At 39.4% G+C, this 20,684-nt stretch carries 18 protein-coding genes; 9 read left to right on the forward strand and 9 right to left on the reverse strand.

Going from position 1 to position 20,684, the window contains the following annotated elements:
- The first annotated feature begins 5 nt into the window (after window positions 1–5).
- The 5 genes from ACRX5O_RS04350 to ACRX5O_RS04370 all read left to right on the forward strand — a co-directional run bounded on the left by ACRX5O_RS04350 (window position 6) and on the right by ACRX5O_RS04370 (window position 4,670).
- Entirely contained in the window at window positions 6–764 is a 759-nt protein-coding gene (locus tag ACRX5O_RS04350) for a phosphonate ABC transporter ATP-binding protein (RefSeq protein ID WP_433904801.1), read from the forward strand.
- Window positions 761–2,380 carry a PhnE/PtxC family ABC transporter permease gene (locus ACRX5O_RS04355; RefSeq protein WP_433904802.1) on the forward strand — a complete coding sequence of 540 codons (1,620 nt, stop codon included), beginning with the start codon at window positions 761–763 and terminating at the stop codon, window positions 2,378–2,380. The genes ACRX5O_RS04350 and ACRX5O_RS04355 overlap by 4 nt, the downstream gene beginning before the upstream one ends.
- Before the next feature lie 149 nt (window positions 2,381–2,529).
- The gene (locus ACRX5O_RS04360; protein ID WP_433904803.1) at window positions 2,530–3,330 is read left to right on the forward strand and encodes a processed acidic surface protein; all 801 of its coding nucleotides are present in this window, start codon (window positions 2,530–2,532) and stop codon (window positions 3,328–3,330) included.
- A gap of 15 nt (window positions 3,331–3,345) precedes the next feature.
- On the forward strand, window positions 3,346–3,945 hold the full coding sequence (locus ACRX5O_RS04365; protein ID WP_433904804.1) for a class D sortase: 600 nt from the start codon (window positions 3,346–3,348) through the stop codon (window positions 3,943–3,945).
- A 77-nt stretch (window positions 3,946–4,022) separates the two neighbouring features.
- Window positions 4,023–4,670 carry a glycoside hydrolase family 25 domain-containing protein gene (locus ACRX5O_RS04370; protein ID WP_433904805.1) on the forward strand — a complete coding sequence of 216 codons (648 nt, stop codon included), beginning with the start codon at window positions 4,023–4,025 and terminating at the stop codon, window positions 4,668–4,670.
- 23 nt (window positions 4,671–4,693) lie between these two features.
- Here the strand turns inward: ACRX5O_RS04370 and mscL are convergent, their stop codons facing one another.
- The 3 genes from mscL to ACRX5O_RS04385 all read right to left on the reverse strand — a co-directional run bounded on the left by mscL (window position 4,694) and on the right by ACRX5O_RS04385 (window position 9,478).
- Entirely contained in the window at window positions 4,694–5,251 is a 558-nt protein-coding gene (gene mscL, locus ACRX5O_RS04375) for a large conductance mechanosensitive channel protein MscL (RefSeq protein ID WP_433905191.1), read from the reverse strand.
- Between the two features lie 345 nt (window positions 5,252–5,596).
- Window positions 5,597–6,037, reverse strand: coding sequence for a peptidylprolyl isomerase (locus ACRX5O_RS04380; RefSeq protein ID WP_066049283.1), 441 nt, complete (start codon window positions 6,035–6,037; stop codon window positions 5,597–5,599).
- A 78-nt stretch (window positions 6,038–6,115) separates the two neighbouring features.
- Window positions 6,116–9,478, reverse strand: a complete 3,363-nt coding sequence (locus ACRX5O_RS04385; RefSeq protein WP_433904806.1) for a hypothetical protein — start codon at window positions 9,476–9,478, stop codon at window positions 6,116–6,118.
- Between the two features lie 160 nt (window positions 9,479–9,638).
- Here ACRX5O_RS04385 and ACRX5O_RS04390 point away from each other — a divergent pair, with 160 nt between their 5' ends.
- Window positions 9,639–11,012 carry a dipeptidase gene (locus ACRX5O_RS04390; RefSeq protein WP_433904807.1) on the forward strand — a complete coding sequence of 458 codons (1,374 nt, stop codon included), beginning with the start codon at window positions 9,639–9,641 and terminating at the stop codon, window positions 11,010–11,012.
- A gap of 21 nt (window positions 11,013–11,033) precedes the next feature.
- On the opposite strand, the gene helD is transcribed toward ACRX5O_RS04390, so the two are convergent.
- The 4 genes from helD to ACRX5O_RS04410 form a co-directional block, all read right to left on the reverse strand.
- Entirely contained in the window at window positions 11,034–13,316 is a 2,283-nt protein-coding gene (gene helD, locus ACRX5O_RS04395) for an RNA polymerase recycling motor HelD (RefSeq protein ID WP_433905192.1), read from the reverse strand.
- Between the two features lie 146 nt (window positions 13,317–13,462).
- Window positions 13,463–14,704 (reverse strand): MFS transporter, encoded by a 1,242-nt coding sequence (locus ACRX5O_RS04400; RefSeq protein ID WP_433904808.1) that lies wholly within the window; start codon window positions 14,702–14,704, stop codon window positions 13,463–13,465.
- A gap of 124 nt (window positions 14,705–14,828) precedes the next feature.
- Window positions 14,829–15,782, reverse strand: coding sequence for a Gfo/Idh/MocA family protein (locus ACRX5O_RS04405; RefSeq protein WP_433904810.1), 954 nt, complete (start codon window positions 15,780–15,782; stop codon window positions 14,829–14,831).
- A 151-nt stretch (window positions 15,783–15,933) separates the two neighbouring features.
- Window positions 15,934–16,170, reverse strand: a complete 237-nt coding sequence (locus tag ACRX5O_RS04410; protein ID WP_433904811.1) for a hypothetical protein — start codon at window positions 16,168–16,170, stop codon at window positions 15,934–15,936.
- 132 nt (window positions 16,171–16,302) lie between these two features.
- On the opposite strand from ACRX5O_RS04410, the gene ACRX5O_RS04415 reads away from it, so the two are divergent.
- The gene (locus tag ACRX5O_RS04415; RefSeq protein WP_433904812.1) at window positions 16,303–16,914 is read left to right on the forward strand and encodes a YczE/YyaS/YitT family protein; all 612 of its coding nucleotides are present in this window, start codon (window positions 16,303–16,305) and stop codon (window positions 16,912–16,914) included.
- 19 nt (window positions 16,915–16,933) lie between these two features.
- Here ACRX5O_RS04415 and ACRX5O_RS04420 read toward each other — a convergent pair whose 3' ends face one another.
- Window positions 16,934–18,325 carry a PAS domain S-box protein gene (locus tag ACRX5O_RS04420; protein ID WP_433904813.1) on the reverse strand — a complete coding sequence of 464 codons (1,392 nt, stop codon included), beginning with the start codon at window positions 18,323–18,325 and terminating at the stop codon, window positions 16,934–16,936.
- A gap of 137 nt (window positions 18,326–18,462) precedes the next feature.
- On the opposite strand from ACRX5O_RS04420, the gene ACRX5O_RS04425 reads away from it, so the two are divergent.
- Together ACRX5O_RS04425 and ACRX5O_RS04430 are read left to right on the forward strand one after the other, a co-directional pair.
- Window positions 18,463–19,500 carry a M42 family metallopeptidase gene (locus tag ACRX5O_RS04425; protein WP_433905193.1) on the forward strand — a complete coding sequence of 346 codons (1,038 nt, stop codon included), beginning with the start codon at window positions 18,463–18,465 and terminating at the stop codon, window positions 19,498–19,500.
- A gap of 73 nt (window positions 19,501–19,573) precedes the next feature.
- The gene (locus tag ACRX5O_RS04430; RefSeq protein WP_433904814.1) at window positions 19,574–19,747 is read left to right on the forward strand and encodes a hypothetical protein; all 174 of its coding nucleotides are present in this window, start codon (window positions 19,574–19,576) and stop codon (window positions 19,745–19,747) included.
- A gap of 96 nt (window positions 19,748–19,843) precedes the next feature.
- Here ACRX5O_RS04430 and ACRX5O_RS04435 read toward each other — a convergent pair whose 3' ends face one another.
- Window positions 19,844–20,617, reverse strand: a complete 774-nt coding sequence (locus ACRX5O_RS04435; RefSeq protein ID WP_433904815.1) for a C40 family peptidase — start codon at window positions 20,615–20,617, stop codon at window positions 19,844–19,846.
- Window positions 20,618–20,684: the final 67 nt, after the last annotated feature.

Genomic DNA, 20,684 nt, shown 5'->3' on the forward strand with positions numbered 1-20,684 from the left:
TAGATGTGGAGACCAGTCAAAACATCATCGAATTAAAAGATGTATCAGTCTCTTTTGACGGGAAGATAGCCTTATCTTCCCTTTCTTTATTCATTAAAAAGGGTGAACGAATTGCCTTAATTGGCCCGAGTGGTGCTGGAAAAAGCACGCTTTTAAATGTGCTATCTTTGTCAAATGTCAGTGGAACGGGAACATTAATGATTGATGGGCAACCTCCCTCCTTTTATCGTAATCGCAAAGTACGTGCCAAAAAAATTGGAGTCATTCGTCAGCAGTTCGATTTAGTGAATGCTCTCCCTGTCGTACATAACGTCTTAGCTGGGAAACTTGCGGACTGGAGTTTATTCAAATCTGTTCTTTCGCTAGTGATTCCTCAAGAGAAGGAAATTGCAGAACAAGCACTTTCACGAGTAGGATTGAGTCACAAAATTCTTGAGCAAACCGGTTCATTGTCTGGTGGTGAGCAGCAACGTGTTGCATTAGCCAGATTGCTCGTGCAACGGCCTGAAATTATTTTAGCAGATGAACCTGTGGCGTCTCTCGATCCTGCTCGAGCGGAAGATGTGTTAGACATATTAACAAAGCTTGTTCAAGAAGAAAAACAAACACTGATAACTAGTCTTCATTCCGTCGATTATGCAAAAAAATACTTTACTAGAGTCATTGGACTAAGAGAAGGTGGAATGGTTTTCGATCTTCCTGTTGACCAATTAACGGATCGTCACCTAAAAGAGTTATACAAACTGAGGGAGACGATGGAATGAAACAGAGTCTTCGATTTCAACAAAAAAATCTTCTCACTTTTATTTTAGTTCTTGTGTTTTTATGGAGCTTACGTGTGATTGATTGGAAGGATCCTCTTCTTCACCCCGGTGGAGGTGCAACCTTCCTCCAGATTATTGAGGCGATGGTACACCCTGATCTTTCTCTTGACATTCTTCTTCTCGCTCTTGATTCTGCTTGGGTGACGATTACCTATGCGGTGGCTGGAATGACAATTGCAATCGTCATTGCAGTTGTTTTTGGGGTTCTGGCTTCAGGTGTATTACAAAGCTCTCTGAAGCCTTTCTCTTCGTTGAGTAAAAGCATTTTTCGATCATTTCTTGGATTCCTTCGTGCTATTCATGAGCTGGTTTGGGCGTTGCTGTTTGTATCTGCTTTCGGTTTAACACCTTACTCTGCTATTTTGGCTATCGCGATTCCTTATGGAGGAATTCTAGGGCGAATCTTCGCTGATATGCTGTCAGATGTAAAAAATGAACCGATTCAATCCTTACAGTCAACAGGTGCATCTAAGTGGCAGCTGTTATTTTACGGCTACTTTCCGCTTGTAAAAGCAAATATGATTTCTTATACAATGTACCGTTTTGAATGTGCGGTTCGTTCCTCTGCGGTAATGAGCTTTGTTGGTTTAGGTGGACTCGGGTATCAGATCCAGCTTTCATTGGATGATTTAAATTACGAAGAAGTTTGGACCTTTGTATTATTTTTGATGGCCATTGTGATCGTCATAGACGGGTGGAGCAGTCAATGGCGTTCTCGTATAGAGAAACGCTCGTCACGCGTTTCCCTGCTATCATTTTTCTTATCCTTTACATTAGTGGTTGGATCTTGGATGTATTTGTATACAGTCGAGCATGCCTCTTTTTTCACTTTGTTTACAGACGAGAATGGTCAGTATGCGAAAAAGTTCTTCCTAAGCTTACTTGGGATTGGTGAAGAGTCTCCTTCCTTTTTTTCGGTTCAGAGCTGGCTTTATATCCTGCAGCTGTCTTATGATACGCTGATGATGAGTATTATTGCTATAGGTATAGCATCAATTGTCATGCTGATCACGGTTGTCCCTGCTGCCCGTAACGTTGCAAATGGAAAACTTACGATGAGTCGTTCCCCTTTTCATTGGGTATCTTTCCTTCTCATTCGAGCTTCCTATGTTTTGAGTAGAGCGGTACCAGAACTGATTTGGGCCATGATGATTATCTTTATTTTTCAGCCAGGTATCCTTCCGGGGGCTGTTGCACTAGCCCTTCATAACTTTGGTATACTTGGAAAGCTATGTGCAGAGGTCATTGAGGATCTTGATGAAAGACCCATTCGACATCTTTCCTCTTCAGGAGCCAGTCAAGCACAAATCTTGTTATATGGTGTTCTTCCCTCCGTTCTTCCGAAGTTTTTAAGCTTTATCCTCTATCGTTGGGAAGTGATCATGAGAACAACGATTGTTGTAGGTTTTGTTGGTGCAGGAGGGCTTGGTCAGCAGTTTAAGCTTAGCATGAGTTATTTTCATTATTCAGACATTACATTGATTATTCTTTGTTATTTATTGCTTGTTTGGTTGGCAGACTTTTTATCGGAGCTTTCGCGTAAGGCAGCCAAATGATACAAACTTGAGTACCTCTTTACAGGAGGTGCTCTTTTTTTATTCCAATAATAGCAAACAATAACATTCATTAGGAAAAGCGAGTATGTTTTTTCATAAATTTACAAACAATACCATTATCGATACTTTCGAAATGGAGGATTAGTATAGTGAGAAAAGTAATAGCGCTTATCTTCTTCGGTCTTATTTTTTCGCAATTGGGCATTCTGATTGCCCATGCTGCTGTGACGGATACGGAGGTTAATGAAATATTAGCAGACTACGATTTATCCAGAGAAGAACTTGATGTAATTTTGGCCGAATATGGTACAACGGTTGAGGAACATGAGTCCGAGCAAGAATTAGCAGATGCAGTTGATTTTTATTTAAATCACCTCTCTGTCTTAAAGGATCTAGAGGAATTTCTAGCGTCGATTGGCATCACAGAGGGAGAAGCTGATCAACTGTTTGCACACCTCGAGAAAATCGATTCGGATGAAATGCAGCTACAAATGGTGGCCATCGATACAAGAATTGAGGAAATAATGATGGCTTCTGATTCAGAGTTTACAGATTCTGAAAAAGAGGAGCTCTCTTCCCTGTTTGCTAAGATGTTGGACGCCATGCAGTTAGTCCCTACCTTCTATTTAGTCGATTCTACTGGAGCGCAAACAGCTATATCATATGAAGAGCTATTACAGGCGAATGAATTTACAAGTGACGCTCTTCTTGTACAATTGCATAGTACAAGTGGCGAGTTGCTCGCAGATGTTGAGCTAACAAACGCCATGCTTTCAGGAGATTTTGTTTTGAGTGCTTTTGAAAAGGTTGCAGATGTCGGGGAACTAGTGGCACAGCTTCCTGATACAGCAAGCTTTTATGGAACGGGAATCCTTCTTGGTCTCATTCTCGCCTTCTCTGGCCTAGGTCTATTCTTGATACGAAAGAAAACAATCTCGACAATAAAATAATTAATGAAGATAAAAATGCTAGCAGTAGGCTTGCTCCTCGTAGGGGTTAGTCTTGCTGCTGTTAACACGTATTATTATTTACAAGGAATCCTTTCCGTCCAACAGATTAAAATGGAGCCCCCTTCTTCGGTTAAATTGACAGAAGCTCCTTCTGATAAACAGTGGCCACTGTATGAAGTGAAACCATCTATCGGTGAGAAATTTGGTGAACTGTATATTCCTCGATTAGAGCAAGAGTTTCCTATTTATGAGGGTACCGGAAAAGAAGTCTTGCGTAACGGAGTCGGTCATTATATTCGAAGTGCTTTGCCGGGTGAAGAAAATAATACGATTCTTTCAGGTCATCGAGACACCGTATTTAGAGGCTTGCGTCATCTGAAGGAAGACGATGAACTGGTCGTTACAACAACAGAAGGAACTTTCACCTATAAAATCTATCGTATACGCATTGTAAAAGCGGACGATCATACGGTTATGACGCCAAAGTCAAGGGCAACTTTGACGGTGACAACCTGTTACCCCTTCTATTTTTTAGGCAATGCACCTGAGCGCTATATTATTAGTGCCAAGCTCATAAATAAACATCGCGTGATTACTTGGAATCATCCTAGGTAATCACGCTTTTTTTGGAATGAGGACAAGATTCTCCCGATATAATCTAAAGTTAACATAAGTTGAAGGGAGAATGGCCATTGGCTTATTATTGGGGTGTAGACTCTGCTGCAGAAGTAACGGAGGACCTGTATAGTTGTGTGGAAAAGGGATTTGGGAAGCCATCCTATTGGGGAAGATATTTAGCACCCATTCCTGGAAAAGTAGCTGGACTCACGAGAGAAGAAGTACGTTTTATTCGTAATAGAGGCATTAAGCTGTTACCGATATTAAGTAATTTTCGTGAAGCGGTTGGATACCGGGAAGGAAAAGTTGTTGCACAAAATGCAATTTATCATGCAAGACGATTAAGTATCCCAAAAGGAAAAGTGGTGTTTGGCAATATAGAGAAGTTTTTTAAAGTGGATGAGGAATGGATTAGAGGCTTTGTCGACGCGATGTACCCGAGCGGCTACAAAGCTGGCTTATACCACGATCCAGTTCATGGAGAGTTTAACAAAGCGTATTGTGCCGCTGTTGCTAAAGATAATAAAGTGGCTAATCAGCTCATTTTGTGGAGTGCAGAGCCCGAACCTGGCCCGACCAGAGCAAGAAGTGCTCCTAACTTCCGTCCAAAAAAGCCGCCGTGTAAGGCCAATGTATGGGGCTGGCAATATGGCCGCGATGCACCACAATGTCAGATTGATACGAATTTATTTAATAGCCGCCTTTATGAATTGCTTTGGTAACGTTGAAAAGCACTTGAGAATGTTTAACTCAAGCGCTTTTTATTTTGTCGAAAATGAATCTTTACTCGGGTATCATTGTCCTGTTCCCCGAACTCATCTTCCCCACCTATTGTTAGTTGAGAGGTACACTGTGGACACCGTACTGCCTTAGCTGGAATATTAGATAAACAGAATGGACATTCCTTAACTGGGATGCTAACAACAGGTGCATTTTTTAAACGGCCTATCTGCAAAAGGACAAAATAAGTAGCGAATGAAATAATTGCAAAATCAATAATGGTTCCGATAAATACTCCATAGTTAATCGTAATCGCCCCTGCTTCTTTCGCTTCAGCTAAAGTCGTGTAGGTTTGTCCTGTCAGGGAGAAGTACATGTTTGTGAAGTTGACTCTCCCTAAAATAAGGCCAAGCGGCGGTGTAATAATATCCTTAACAAACGAGTCCACCATTTTAACAAACGCTGTTCCAACAATGACCCCAATCGCCATCTCAACGACAGTTCCCCTCGTTGCGAACTCTTTAAAATTCTTTAAAAAACGAATGGTCCTCCCCTCCCTTTTTGCACGCTTGTACCAATATATGAATTAGGGTTGGGGGTCATTCGTTGGAAAGTTGCATGTTCGGGTAAGTTTAATCGTGTTTATGAAGATTATTAGAAGCGGAAAAGTTCTAGCAAATGAAGTTCATCGCCCTTATGAAGATCATTAGACGCCGGAAAAACGGAGGAAATGAAGTTCAGCGCTCCGATGAAGCTCATTAGAAGCCGAAAAGTTGGAGCAAATGAAGTTTATCCGTGCAAATGAAGATTATTTTTGTAGCAGAATCCAAGGAGCCAACGTCTTTCCCCTTTTCGTTACTCTTCCCTCTCATCTACATACAGCTCTCTATAAACAAAAAAAGAGCCCAACATGGACTCTTTCTTTGTATTATTCAGCGTCAAATACGCGAACTTCTTTCATTGTGTCGCCGTTTCTCATTGCTTTCACTGTGCTCATTCCTGAAGTTACTTTACCGAAAACAGTATGAACTCCGTTTAAGTGTGGTTGTGGCTCGTGAACGATAAAGAATTGGCTTCCGCCTGTATCTTTTCCAGCATGTGCCATAGAAAGGCTTCCTTCTTCATGCTTGTGAGGGTTTCCTACTGTTTCACATTTAATAGAATAACCAGGGCCGCCTGCTCCAGTTCCAGTTGGGTCTCCACCTTGGCTTACAAAGCCAGGGATAACACGGTGGAAAGTAACTCCATCGTAGAATCCTTCTTTAGCTAATTTTTCAAAGTTTTCAACTGTACCAGGTGCTTCGTTCGGGAATAAATCGAATTCAATTTTTTCCCCATTTTCCATTGTTATGTATCCTTTTTTAGCCATTGTGAGAACATCTCCTTCTTATGTAAAATCAGTTTATATCATATCACTACTCTAGTAGAAAAAACAAACATTACAATTTTATTTCCACGTCTTTAGTCGCAACAGAACCTTCTTTCTGATCTCTTCTAGCTTTGGTGTCTCCCCTTTTGACCGCTTTTGTTTATTCCATTCGTTATAGCTAGCCACAGAAATTAACAAGGATCCGGCTAGTAACAAGTATACCCACCATGGGAGATTTCCCCAATATGGTCTTGTTTGTAAGACGACATTAAGTAATAGGACACCTGAGCCTACGAAGAAATACGATTTGATTCTAAGCATCGTTCCAGCCAATATTGAAAGAAGTGAAAGTGTTCCAACGATAATCGCATCATACACGGTATTGCTCTGTAAACCATCTTGAACGAGTAATAAAGCGACTCCGATCAAAATTCCCCATTGAGTTCTTTGAAGAAGTGTGACGTATGCCCCCTTCAAACATCGCCCCAGATAAATTCCAAGTGCGATGAATGGTAAAACATATAACTCCCTCTCGAACAAGGCAGGGACCGTGAGTTGATCCAGTACTTGATAATATGGCTCTAGTAAATAACCGCCTGCTAAAAATTTTGGAATCCACGCTAGCTTTGTACTAATCCGCGTTTGCTGAATCCACAAAAACATACATATAAGGATGCCAGGCAAGATCTCCAAAAGAATCCCTTCTGCTTCCATGGTATACAGAAATAAAACGTACAGAAAAGCTGTGACCGTATACGCATCGAAATAGAGAAATGGAAGCTTTGCATTTGACGCGAATAGTCCCTTATAAAGCTTTCTACCTGCAATAATGGAACCCAAGCCGAGACCGGCGAAAAGTACCATTGTACTCTCTGGGTCGAGTAAGGTTGAAACATAGGAAAGTTGAATGCTGCCTGCTAGCATAACAATCAATGGGAGTAACACGAGAAAATCCCATTTTTGATGGTGTAAAAGGAACAATAGCCCTACCCCATAAATCATCAGACAAAGATACGTATATTCCCCAAAAGGATACGATGTTAGCATGGAGAGCATTCCGATCATTGAAAATGGAACAAGAAAAAAGGTTGTTCTCTCCTTCCATTCTTTGGTGCTAAATCCCCACCAAATCGCTAAAAGAATACTTGTCACGAAAAAGGAGTACTCACTCCAGTCCAATTCAGTAAGAAATAGACTGATAGCAATAAATAGACTTACATAACAGCCGTAAAGGAGGGTTTTTAGTAACCATTCTTTGCTAACGAGCTTAACACTCACACCATACAGCAAAATGGCAATCACAAAGCTCCATATGCCATCACTATTAAAGGCAAAGAATGTTAATAGCAAGGCTGCTGGTAAATAAACATGAGCTGTGTATAAGAAACTAGTAGACAGTTCCAAGTCGTGTCTTCGTATTACATAGCTTACTACGATCAAAATCGCTCCACCGATCACCCATTGCTCCTCTTCTAGCCATAAAGGAAAACGAGAGCTTTCATGAATCGCATATATAAGAGTAATATAGGTAATGAGCGAGCAAAGAGTCACGTAATAAGTGATGGCCTTCTGCTTTGTCTGTTGATAAAGCAAATACGAGACAGCCATTCCACCAGAGAGAATAAAGACTCTGATAAAATCATTAACTGGCTGACTAAATGAATAAAGAATTCCTACCAAATAGAAGGCTTGTGACACAAGAAAGGCCGGTTTCTTTGTCTTCCCTATCAAGAGAAGAAGGACGCTTCCTGCGATAAAATTCAGGGCAGGACCCACTTCTACCTTACTCCAGTGGAACCATTCCTTACCTTCCTCGAACAAGGCAGCCGTACATAACACATAACAAATAGGAATGATCCAATCCATCGCTTCCTGATAAATCGAACGTTCCTCCACTCTTCTTCCAAAGTTAAAGCATAGAGCTAATAGCCCAAACATCACCCCTGTTTCCCACCAATCATACATAAGCCAAGACGGAAGAAGTGGTAAAAGCATGACTCCTATTCCAAGATCTCTAGAGCTTTGCCGGATTAACGAAGGTACCATAAAACCAAAAACAACAAAAAGAATGAACCCGATAAAAAACAATGGGAGAAAAGAATCAAACATGGCAACCTTATGAACAAGCATCATCAATTCAAATAAAGCCGCAACTAAAAAACTAGAAGTTACATATGTAAACCACAGCTTTTTTTCAGAATAAGCTAAGTAATAAAAATTACCAGCAAGAATCACATAAGAAATCATCATCACCAGAGTGGGATCTCCAAAGTTGACGATGAAGGATTTGGCGGATATATACACAAATGCAATAAGTGAAACCACCGCACTTGTCATCGAGAAGATTTTCTTCCAATCGACGACTCCCTTTAAAAATAAAGGCAAGCCTAGTAAGAACGACCCTACCAATGCATACATGATCGGTCCAACGTTTAGAAGAATCGAGTTCTCGACAAGCTGATACACTCCATAAACCAAAAATAAGGTAAAAACAAAATGATAGTTTTTGTGGCCAGTCACAAACACCATCGATAAATATAAACCAGCAGTGAGTATGATATTCATTCCATAGAAAATAGGGTTATCAAATAGAAGTAGCATAAAAGCCGTCGTCAGTACTAAGCTGGCTTGGAAAAATGGAAGAACCTCTTTCGTAATCAACGTAAAAGAAGGTTTCTTTTTCATATAAAAATGGACGACTAACAAGCCTGCATGGTACAAAATCATTCCGAAATAAAAACCATCTCTTTGGATAGGAAGTGCCGTGAGAAAAAACGCAGTACCAATTGTTGTAGCAATTCCCGCAAACCAAACAAATAAACGAGAAGAAATCTTTTTAGCTAAAAAAAGATAAACTGGTACAAGTATGTAGCCACTTAGCATTCCTAGAAAGTATCTTCCCTCCCCGGTAAAAGAGAAATAGGAGCCTAATATCTTAAACCAGCCAAGGGATAGCAGGAAAATGGGTAGAAATAAGCTTCCTAATACAGTAAAAGCAAAGGCTGTTTGGTTGATATGAAGAATTCTTTTTGATATATAAGCCATCCCGTAGAATAAGCAAGCAACCAGACCGATGGCACTAGCCTTCATCCAACTAGACATAGTCTCCCAGTTGCTAGTCGCCACATACAAACCACCAATCAGTAACAAGATGACTCCTAAGTTAAGCAACCATGTGATATTTCTCTCACGCAATTGCTCAGAGGTTTTCTTCTTCTTTTCTCGTACCGCTTTCTTTTTCTCTTGCTTGGCAACCACAGTGTTAACAGGTGTCGTCTCTATTTCTTTTATCGTTTCTTTGTGGATGCTTATATGGTAGTACATTTGATACTCTTCGATTACTTTGTCATAGATAGCATGAGAAATAAGCTGCTCTTCTTTTAACAAATAAAGCTCTTCTCGAAAGATCTGTTTCCTTTGCTCTTTTGTAATGGAGTTCATTGTCATATCCTCCTTTTTGTGTAATTTTACACCATTATACTACTTTCACCATATTTTTTCTACCCATATTATGAAAAATTCCCATGATTTTTTATGAAGGATTTTTCGTTTCGTCTATCGAAATACTAATAAGAACTGTTTAATTAAAGGAGAATGAGTGATGAACAAAGAGATTTTTCAATATTTAACTTCGAACCGAAGCAAACATTTAGAAGAGCTTACCGAGTATTTGGCCATACCAAGTATTAGCTCCCTTCCTGAGCATAAAGATGATGTGAAAGAAGCCGCAAAATGGACGGCAAAAGCGCTTGAGGATGCCGGTATGGAAAATGTCAGAGTATATGAAACAAAGGGCCATCCTGTTGTGTATGGTGATTGGCTTAAGCAAGAAGGAAAGCCAACCGTTCTCGTATACGGACATTATGATGTTCAGCCGGTAGATCCGCTTGAACTTTGGGATACTCCCCCATTTGAAGCCAATATCCGTGATAACAAAATCTACGCCCGAGGAGCTAGCGATGATAAAGGCCAGGTGTTTATGCATATAAAAGCAGTGGAAGCGATGCTACGAACAACTAGTAGCCTACCTGTGAATTTCAAGTTTTGTATCGAAGGAGAAGAAGAAATTGGAAGTCCTACTCTTCCTCAGTTTGTTGAAGAGAATAAGGAGCTGTTGGCGGCTGATGTGATAGTGATTTCAGACACCGGTATGCAAGGGCCTGGAAAGCCTGCGATTTGTTATGGGCTACGCGGTTTATGTGGACTTCAGATCGATGTAACTGGTGCAAATAGCGATCTTCATTCTGGACTTTACGGAGGTGCGGTACAAAATTCGATTCATGCCCTTGTGGAGATTGTGAATTCCTTCCACAGTCCTGACGGAAAAGTGTTAGTCAATGGCTTTTATGACAGTGTTCAAGAGATTACACAAGAAGAAAGAGAAGCATTTGCTGCACTAGGTGATACAGACGCGGAATTAAAGGAACAGTTAGGAGTTTCTGAACTGCATGGAGAACCTGGGTTTACCGCCCGAGAACGTACATACGTACGACCTACTTTAGAAGTGAACGGCATTTACGGGGGCTTTCAAGGAGATGGCATTAAAACGGTCATTCCTGCTAAGGCCTCAGCGAAAATTACCTGTCGTTTGGTACCTAATCAAGATCCAGCTGAAATTGCAGATCTTTTAACCAAGCATATTTACGCGAATGTACCTGCGGGGGTTACGGTAAATGTGTCCTTGTTTGATCAAGGTCATCCGTACGTGACTCCTCTTGAGCATCCAGCCATCCAAGCAGCTGGCAGAGCATACGAAGCCATTTACAAGGTTCCTACTTCTTACACTCGTGGAGGTGGATCCATTCCAATCGTTGCTGCTTTTGATCAATTATTAGGGTTACCAGTCGTATTGATGGGCTTTGGTTTATCAACGGAAAACTTCCACGCTCCAAACGAGCATTTCCATCTTGAGAACTTTGACAAAGGGCTTGAGACACTCTGCACGTACTGGTTCGAGCTTGCAGACTCGTTATAAACAATAGAAAAAACAGGCAGCCTATTTTGAGGCTGCCTGTAGTTTTTCCATACTATTTTTTAAAAGCATAGACGGTTCACCTAGGGAAAGTATGTGTAGCTCGTGCATGGCTCTTGTGCAAGCCGTATAAAAGAGTCTTCGTTCATTTTCTCTAAAGTACGTATGTTGAGACGCATCGTGAATAATAACTGAGTCAAACTCGATACCTTTTGCCAAATACGCTGGGATGACGGTAATCCCTTTTTCGAAGGAGATGGTTCCCTTTTCTACCAGGTGAACATCGCGACTGTTTTTTAAGGAAGCATAGACCGTTGCACTTTCTTTCGCAGTTTTACAAATAACTGCAATCGTTTCATGCCCTGCCTCAACGAGTTGATCAAGAAGGCTTTGTAACCCCTGTTCATAACTTTGCTTCTTATTGTAAATGGTTAGAGTTGGTTTTTCTCCATCCCGGTTAAATGGTTCGATCATTTCACCGTTTGGCAATAAGCCTTTTGTAAATTCAACAATCGGTCTTGTTGACCGATAGCTCTTCGTTAAAATAATCGTTTCTTTGTCTTTCACGTCTTCTCCAAGCAAAATGGAGCTTGTGTCATCCGTATGTGCATAAATCCCTTGATTGATATCACCAAGTAGGGTCATTTTGCTTACCGGAAACAATTCACGAATATAAGCAAATTGAAATGGTGAATAGTCCTGTGCCTCATCAATAAAGACATGCTTAATGGAAAGCCTCGATTTGCCTCCCTCGATCTTCTCTTTTAAATAGACAAATGGGGTCGCATCCTCGTAAGTTAAAACTCCCTCTTCTAATTGTCCTAAGCTCAGTCCAACAACCTCCTCCCATTCTCCAGACAGAGTGAAGAATAGGTTTCGATATAGTTGTTCGTAATCAATGAACTGATATCTTTTAATTTTTTTTATGAGAGGTTTAAAGTATCTGGCAACGACAACACTTGATAAAAATTTCTCTTCTACATCAAAATCTTGAAATCCGTCATTCTCTTTTTTCTGAAGTTTTTTGAAGCTTTCTAAATAATCCTCTTTATCAAGAAACTGGATTTCTTCCTTTACCCAGTCTTTCTTTGCTTCTGCGCGTTTGTGTTTACGAATTTCTTTTAATAACCATTCTTTTAGGTCTTCCATTCGACTGGGGATACTTGCTTGTTTATCTAGACGATAAAACTTTTCTGTTATGTGTTCAGCTGACAAAAGGACTTTCCCTTTGAAAACGATCGGGTGAAATTGAAGACCTGAATGGTTTAGTTTTTGTATATAGTCATCAAGAATATTTTTATAATCAAGACTCGATTTTAACTTAATACTTTTCATTCGTATCTCGTACGAACTGATCTGCTCGGAGGAAAGGAGACTTTCTAGCTGCATGAAAGAATCCTCAAGCTCTAGCTTTCCACCAACTCTTGATGAGAGAAATTCTAAAAACGTACTTTGCTGCATGTTCTCTTCACCAAGCTCTGGCAAAACCGTGGAGACATAGCTATTGAACAATGGATTAGGTGAAAACAGCATAATGTTTTGAGAGGTGATTTTTCCACGATATCGGTAAAGTAAATAAGCTACACGCTGTAAGGCTGCGGATGTTTTCCCACTTCCAGCAACTCCTTGAACAATTAAGAGTTTGCTTTTCTCATCTCGAATGATTCGATTTTGTTCTTTTTGAATCGTCGCAACGATACTTTTCATTTGTGAATTTGCGTTATTTCCTAATACTTCCTGTAACATTTCGTCGCCAATCGTAATCCCGGTGTCAAACATGCCTTGTATAATACTGTTGCGAATTAGAAATTGACGCTTTAATTCAATGACACCTTCAATCGTCCCCTCTGGTGTGATATATTTTGCCTCTCCGGGGGAGTGATCGTAATAAAGGCTGGATATCGGTGCTCTCCAATCAAATATAAGAAAGTTTTCATCCTTTTCATCCATTAATGAACTAATTCCTATGTAAATAAATTCGGTAGCTGGTTCGTTGTTTTCTAAAAAGTCTACGCGACCAAAGTATGGCGAATTTTTTAACCGAAACAAGGTATTGATTTGTTTATCGAGCTGACTTTGGCTTCGTTCCCTTTCTAATAGAAGCTGCGCTTGTTGTTTGATGCTTGAGAATGTTTCTGCTAAATCATCCGCTTCGTCCGTATTCACCGTTACGTCATTCCAAAAGTTTTGCCTTATTTCAAGTGCATCTCCACCGACTTTCTCGAGATGCTTAAAGATTTTGTTTGATTTATAATTAATTACTTTTATGATCTCATTAACTCTTTTTTGCTCAAGTTCTCGTTCCATTTCCACAAGCGAATCCCCCTTCATCTATCTTCATACCTTATTTCTTATGAAAGAAAATAGTCACCCTCCGATGAAGATGACTTGTTACTTATATGCCGATCTCTTTTTGTTAGTATAGACCGAAAAGGGTCATTCTAGAACAATGGTTAGTTAGACGGAATAAGCGTGTTTTGCTTGAATTTTTCTTTTCTCATGAAAACGTAAAGCGCTAAGAAAAGAAAAGCATTAAGTCCACGCAATACAGTTGCTGTCGTCATGGCCATGTCCATAGATGTGGTTTCAAGTAAATATACCCCAAACTGAGGAGCAATAAAAGCCACAAATGCTAATAACACATTGTAATGTGAGATACATAAGCTTCGATTGTCTTCTTTTGTTACTTCTAGCAGTTGATTAAATAAAATCAAGACCGTGCCTGAGACGAAGAAACCTGACAACCCGTTCACTATTAATAAGTATACTAGATTGGTAGACAAAACGTTTAAAATGGGGGCGGTTGCCATCCCGACCGACACAAGAATCATCATTTTTGCATTGCTATGCTTGTCTGCCATTCTTCCCCACCACTTAAAGCTGACAATTTGTGCGACCTGATTGGCAACAGCAAATAAGCTAATCCATAGACCTGTAGCCATGGCATATTTAATCTGGTAAATGCTAAAAAGTGACCAAGCCATTTGCCAAGCAAAATTAAAGAATAATCCACAAACTAAAAAATATAAAAATGGCTTGTGCTTATATACATGAAATCCGAGTCCTTTGCTTTTTGCCACAGCTTTCTTTTCGAGGTTTGGCTCCTTATGTTTAAATAAATAATACACTTCCACTAAACCAAATAAAAAGGCTAGAAAAAATAATACTTGGTATGGCAATGGATTTGAAGGATGAAAATACTGTAAAGATAGCCCGATGATAAAGGTTGAAATCATTCCTACCATTGTTAATATACGATTGCGGTTACTAAAGAAATTACTTCTTCGTGACTCTGGAATCAAATCTCCAATAAAAGATTGCCAGCTTACAAGAGCAAATGAGCCTGGAAAATTCATCAATCCAACTAGTATGACAAAAATCCAGCTTCTGTAATCACCAGGAATATATATTACGAATGTCATTAATAAAAGAAACAAACGAGTATACAGTATGGATAAGGCAGTAAACTTCTTTTTCTCATTTAATCTCCCTAAAAGTATCGAGCCCGCAATCATCGCAAACATTCCGATAAATTGAGGAAGGGAATTCATTAATCCGATCTGATAATTACTTGCTCCTAAGGCGCTGATGGCAAATAAAGTGAAGTAATTATTCGTAATATTTGTGACGATCGTTGAAGCGATTCCATTTTGAATGCTAAGCCTTTCATTGTACTCATACGAAGAATGTTTCATACACTCAGCTTCTTTCTTTTTCCATTTTCACTATTCAAAAGTTATCATACTCCCAATCGGTTTCTCCCTGCAATAGGAATCTTTCGAATACCGAAAAAAGACACCCTGCAAGGTGTCTTTTACGCTATTTTTTCAAGATTTTTTCTAACACCTGTTGTACTTGAAAGCCATGTTCAAACGTTACTATTTTTGCTTCTTTTCCTTCAATGGCATTTAGAATCTCCATAACAATATCATGCTGCTCGGTCCTTTCAATCGGTAGAACCGTTGTCGGCTTATCTGGTGAACTCATAGAAAGCTGGCTCCAGTTTGTTAAGTCAAGCGTCCCCTTTTCTCCAAACACTTTAAACGAGAGATGTTCCTTCTGTCCAATTCCGCTTACACCGTTAAATAATACGGTTACGCCGTTTTGAAGCTTCAAATGTGTGACAAATGAGGTTTCACACAAAGACTCGTCTTCAGGATATTCGACAAGTGATGTTACGTCTTGCAGTTCTCCAAGCATATCGTGAATCATGTGAATATAGTGTGGTGCGACTTCCCTTATAAAGCCGCCTTGCTCACGGCTAGAAATCCAATTGTTTTTCTGCCAAGCACGAGGCCACTCGGTAAAATGTAAATGAACCTCTACTCTTTTTACCTCCCCGATTTCTCCAGATACCACTTTATCTTTAAATAATTGGTACACATTTGTATACACCATTGGAAAATTCATCGCATGTGTAACTTGAGCTTCCCTTGCTGCTTGGAGCATTTCGAGTGCTTCATTTAATGAATTGGCTAAAGGTTTTTCACATAACACATGCTTCTTTTGTTTTAATACGTATAAAGCAATTTCATGATGATATTTGGGAGGGACTGCAATATATACCAAATCAATCTCGTTTTTTTGTAACATGTCTACATAGTCAGTGTGGAGAGAAACGTCTTCGAGGTCTTCTTTGAGTGCCTGTAATTTTTCAGCATTCTGATCACAAACAGCAACGAGCTCCACGCCTGAATGGTACTGGAATTTACGCAGAACACGTTCTCCAATTGCACCAATTCCAATCATTGCTACCTTTACTTCCTTTTTCATGTCGACACCCCAAATTTTTTAAACATTATATTCATTATAGCTTCTCTTAATGATTTTTGGAATTTTCAATTTATTCCTATACGAGTAGACGATACAACTGTTTGTCCTGTTACAAAAACAAAAGCGCACTGTTTGTCCGCTTCACTGTTTTTTATAAATTTTGTAAAACCATAAACAAACGCTTATTTCTTTGTTCTCGATCTTCTTGTGTAGCAAGATCGTATTTTTTTAACAGATGAAACACGTCATTTAAGATGTCCTGAGTATGTTCATGGGTGAAAAATGCTTCAAAAGAGGAGATCATGTCTGACGGTAAATACTCTTTTTGAGTTTCGTATTTGTTTCGAACGTCTTCAACGGGATGATTTAGTTTGCATTTGTTTTCCAAATTAGGTACCTCCAGTATATGAACTATATGTTCTACTATACGCTTTAGAGCATCTATAGTACAATTCGCAAGTTGTATGTTCACACTTTGTGTGGAGATAATAGTTTGTACAAGTACAAAAAGGAGCAGCTTATGAAAAACAGAATTTTATTTTTTCTTTGTGGCATCTTGATTCTCACTTTTGGTGTGTGCCTGATCATTCAAGCGGGTTTGGGTGCTGGCGCTTGGGATGCGTTGGCGATTGGAGAAGCACGTGTATTTGGCCTTAGCATGGGTACATGGGTATTAATTAATGGTATTATTCTAATTATTATTAATTCCATTCTTCAAAAAAAGAAGCCGGAATATTTAGCGGGTCTTACGATTTTATCGATTGGTTTATTAATTGACTTTTGGTTTTTTGTCCTATTTAATCATTATCACCCGGGGTCACTTCTATTGAAGGTCATCTCACTTATTTGTGGGATTCTCATTTTGGGTCTAGGTATATCCATTTATCTTCAGGCCAAGCTACCATCAAGCCCAATGGATGTATTAATGGTTGCGATTCATGAGCGCTTTGGTCTCTCACTTGGGGTTGCGAGGGTGATCGCCGAAGGTTCAGCATTTATTCTTGCCCTTCTCTTCAAAGGAGAAATTGGAGTAGGTACGATTGTTGTCACGTTAACTCTCGGGTATGTGGTTCAGCATTTGCACCCATTTTTTGAACGACTTTATCAGAAAAAAATGAGAGCTCACAGCTGATGAGCTCTCGTTTTTTTATTTATGCTTCTTTTTCAATATATGGAAACGATATCGTAACCGTCGTTCCCTCTCCTTCTTTACTTTCAAAGCTAATCGTCCCATCATGATTTTCTATGATATTGTAGCTTGTCATCAAACCTAATCCCGTTCCTTTTTCCTTTGTAGAGTAAAAGGGCTCTCCAATCAGTTTGATCCGTTCCTCTGGCATTCCACAACCATTGTCAATAATACGTATACAAAGGACCTCGCCCCCTTCTTCAAGGTTCACCATGATTCTTCCCTTTTCCTCGATAGCGTCTAAGGCGTTTTGTAATACGTTATAGAAAACTTGTTTTAGGGAGTTACTATCGCCATTAATTTTTTTATTTAACTGTCCATTTTTTCGAAAAATAATTTCCTTGTTCGCTAAAAATGCCTGTGGTGTGAAAATTTGAATCACCTGTTCTAACAGTTCATTTACACAGAGCGCTTCCTTCTTTCTTTCCGTTGGCTTTGCAAGAGAAAGAAACTCAGATAGGATGGATTCAATCCGAGTGATCTCATTTAGTAAGATGGCTGAGTATTGAGTAGAAACCTCGGCACCTGAGTTCAGTAACTGAATAAACCCTTTTATTGGAGTTAAAGGGTTACGAATTTCGTGGGCAACGGCAGCAGCCATTTGCCCCACAACAGCTAATTTTTCCGACTTTCTTAGGAGCTCGTCGGTTTCCTTCCTCTTTTGAATATTACGTGTGACTGTAATAAATTGCGACATGGAATTGCATTCATCATCGATGACTTTTTTAATAGCCGTTTCCATCCATATATACGAACCGTTTTTCTTTTTAGCACGAAAGGAAATCGTTTGTTCTTCTAGCGTAACAACGTCCTGATCATCAGGATGAACGAGTTGCGGCGAGTAACAGCCAATCAGTTCTTCTGGCTCATAGCCAAGCTCTCCTTTGATGGACGGACTAATATAAAGAATGTGGCCATGAGAGTCATGTAGACAAATAATATCAGAGCTGTTCTCTGCAAGTAGCCGATATTTTTGCTCACTTTGCCGTAATCCCTCATAAATCTTCGTGAATTCAGTCAAATCGTACACCTGTCCTAAATAAAATACATGTTTCGTGTCACGATCACGTATTTTAGATACTTTTAATCGACCTGTTTTAATGGAACCATTTTTATGTATGTAACGCTTTACCAATTCATATTCTGATATAATCCCCTTCTTTAATCTCTGAAATTGCCGATAATCCATTAGGAAATCATCAGGATGAGAGACACTTTCAATAGTAAGAGAATCATACTCTTCTCTTGTGTAACCAAGAAATTGGCAAAAAGCATGATTGATTTCTAGATAAGTTAAATCAGGTTCTATGATGACCTGTGGTAAGCTGGACTGATGAAATATATCCCTGAACATCGGTTCACTCCTTTTCAATTCTCGTTTTCCATCTATATCCAATTTTATCCTTTTATAAAACTCACCGCTGTATTTTTTCCAGAACGAATGCTACTATTTAGTTGAAAAGGAGGGAATCATGCATGGCCTACATAGATATGAACGAAACATTAGATTTATTAACCGAGTTAGTCTCCATTCCAAGTCCTTCAGGAAACACAAATGAAGTGATTACATTTGTTGAGCAGTTTTTAGAGGAAATAGGAGTTGAAACAAAAAGAAATCGCAAAGGTGGCTTACTTGCTACAATTAATGGGCGTGTTGACAGTCATCACAGAATGCTAACTGCGCATGTTGACACATTAGGGGCAATGGTGAAGGAAATTAAGCCAAACGGTCGTCTGAAGATCGATTTAATCGGTGGCTTTCAATACAACTCCATTGAAGGCGAGTATTGCCAAATTGAAACACGTAATGGAAAGAAAATTACGGGTACCATTTTAATGCGCCAAACGTCTGTTCATGTATATAAGGATGCGGGCAAAGCAGAAAGAAACCAAGAAAATATGGAAGTTCGAATTGATGAAGTTGTGAAAAATAAAGAAGATGTTAGAAAGCTTGGAATAGAGGTAGGAGATTTTGTTTCCTTTGATCCACGTGTGGAGCGAACAGAAAGTGGCTTTATCAAGTCACGACATCTCGATGATAAAGCAAGTGTAGCTATTTTATTACAATTGATAAAAACGATTAAGCAACAATCGATTGAACTTCCATACACAACGCATTTTCTTATATCTAACAATGAAGAAATCGGTTATGGAGGCAACTCCAATATCACACCTGAAACCGTTGAGTATTTAGCTGTAGACATGGGTGCCATGGGCGATGGTCAATCAACAGATGAATATACGGTTTCTATCTGTGTCAAGGATGCGAGTGGTCCGTACCATTATGAACTTCGAAAACATTTGGTACAGTTAGCTGAAGAAAATAATATTGGGTATAAGCTCGATATTTATCCATATTACGGTTCTGACGCTTCTGCAGCGATTCGGTCTGGGCACGATATCGTTCATGGGTTAATCGGACCTGGTATCGATTCTTCTCATGCGTTTGAGCGTACTCATGAGTCATCTATTGAGAATACAGGAAAGCTTTTGTATCATTACATTCAGTCTCAAATGGTGCAATCATAAAGTAGGAATCTCTTACCTTCTACTCAGAATAGATGTTTATTGATAGAACATACTATCCTTTGAGGTGAGTCAATTGAAAAATGAAGATATGACAAGTAGTGAATCGGAAATCAGACGAGCAAGCAAACGTGGTGCAGTTGAAGATATCATACATGTGGCATCAGATGAAGATGGTCATGATCTGCGTGTCTCCAACCGATTTGGAGCCAACTTAAAACAAGAACTCAACGATAGCGAAAACATGTAGTTCCAGAGCTCAACAGGCTTGTAAAAAAATAAAAACCCGTCCACCCAGTTATGATGATCATGAACTGTGTGGACAGGTTCTTTTATTTTTATCACATTAAAAAGTAGTACGTGCTCCTAGGTAACGTGATTTCCAGTAAGTGTTGTTCATATCAGATATCGTCACGCCTTGAGAAGAACTTGCATGGATAAATTGATTGTTTCCAAGATAAATACCTGCATGCGATGGACCTGCTTTATACGTTGTAAAGAAAACTAAGTCCCCTACTCTAGGTGCTGATACAGACTTTGTAGCTCCCCAAATCGTCTCCACTGTTCGAGGAATAGAAACTCCTACTTTTGCAAATACATAATTTAAATAACCGCTACAATCGAAACCTGATGGTGTACTTCCACCCCAAACATATGGGACACCAATATACTTTTTCGATTCTGCAATTAAAGCATTAATCGTTGTTGAGGTTGAGGTTGAAGTTGGTGCTGTCCCAGACAATTTCAGTACTTGTCCAACATACAGTGTGTTTGTTGTTAAATTGTTTAACGCTTTTAATTGATCAACAGTCATACCATTTCTTGTCGCAATTCCCCAAAGTGTATCACCAGCTTTTACTGTGTACGTAGAAGAAGTGGTTGTTGTTTCGTGTGTGTGTGGTGCAAGTAATGTTAATGTTTGTCCAACATATATGCTAGAAGTAGAAAGCTTGTTCCACTCCATAATTTGTGAGACTGATAGATTATTGTTTAAAGCAATTCGATAGAGAGTATCTCCAGAAGAAACTTTATATGTTTTTTCATGTGCGCTCGCTGTACCATTGAAGGATGTGAAAAGTAAACCTGCTGTTACTGCGGCTGCAAATAGTTGTTTTTTCATGTATTCCCTCCTGTTAACTCTTGTTGATACCTTAATGATAGTTGGTATTTTACTAGAAAGGTATAAC

The organism is Robertmurraya mesotrionivorans (assembly GCF_050971805.1).
In the GTDB taxonomy this organism is placed as follows: domain Bacteria; phylum Bacillota; class Bacilli; order Bacillales; family Cytobacillaceae; genus Robertmurraya_A.

Bases quoted from the DNA above. Each gene is read 5' to 3' on its own strand.
- ACRX5O_RS04355 (WP_433904802.1), top strand. From the start codon at position 761: ATGAAACAGAGTCTTCGATTTCAACAAAAAAATCTTCTCACTTTTATT.
- ACRX5O_RS04365 (WP_433904804.1), top strand. From the start codon at position 3,346: ATGCTAGCAGTAGGCTTGCTCCTCGTAGGGGTTAGTCTTGCTGCTGTT.
- ACRX5O_RS04380 (WP_066049283.1), bottom strand. From the start codon at position 6,037: ATGGCTAAAAAAGGATACATAACAATGGAAAATGGGGAAAAAATTGAA.
- ACRX5O_RS04385 (WP_433904806.1), bottom strand. From the start codon at position 9,478: ATGAACTCCATTACAAAAGAGCAAAGGAAACAGATCTTTCGAGAAGAG.
- ACRX5O_RS04390 (WP_433904807.1), top strand. From the start codon at position 9,639: ATGAACAAAGAGATTTTTCAATATTTAACTTCGAACCGAAGCAAACAT.
- helD (WP_433905192.1), bottom strand. From the start codon at position 13,316: ATGGAACGAGAACTTGAGCAAAAAAGAGTTAATGAGATCATAAAAGTA.
- ACRX5O_RS04400 (WP_433904808.1), bottom strand. From the start codon at position 14,704: ATGAAACATTCTTCGTATGAGTACAATGAAAGGCTTAGCATTCAAAAT.
- ACRX5O_RS04405 (WP_433904810.1), bottom strand. From the start codon at position 15,782: ATGAAAAAGGAAGTAAAGGTAGCAATGATTGGAATTGGTGCAATTGGA.
- ACRX5O_RS04415 (WP_433904812.1), top strand. From the start codon at position 16,303: ATGAAAAACAGAATTTTATTTTTTCTTTGTGGCATCTTGATTCTCACT.
- ACRX5O_RS04420 (WP_433904813.1), bottom strand. From the start codon at position 18,325: ATGTTCAGGGATATATTTCATCAGTCCAGCTTACCACAGGTCATCATA.
- ACRX5O_RS04425 (WP_433905193.1), top strand. From the start codon at position 18,463: ATGAACGAAACATTAGATTTATTAACCGAGTTAGTCTCCATTCCAAGT.
- ACRX5O_RS04435 (WP_433904815.1), bottom strand. From the start codon at position 20,617: ATGAAAAAACAACTATTTGCAGCCGCAGTAACAGCAGGTTTACTTTTC.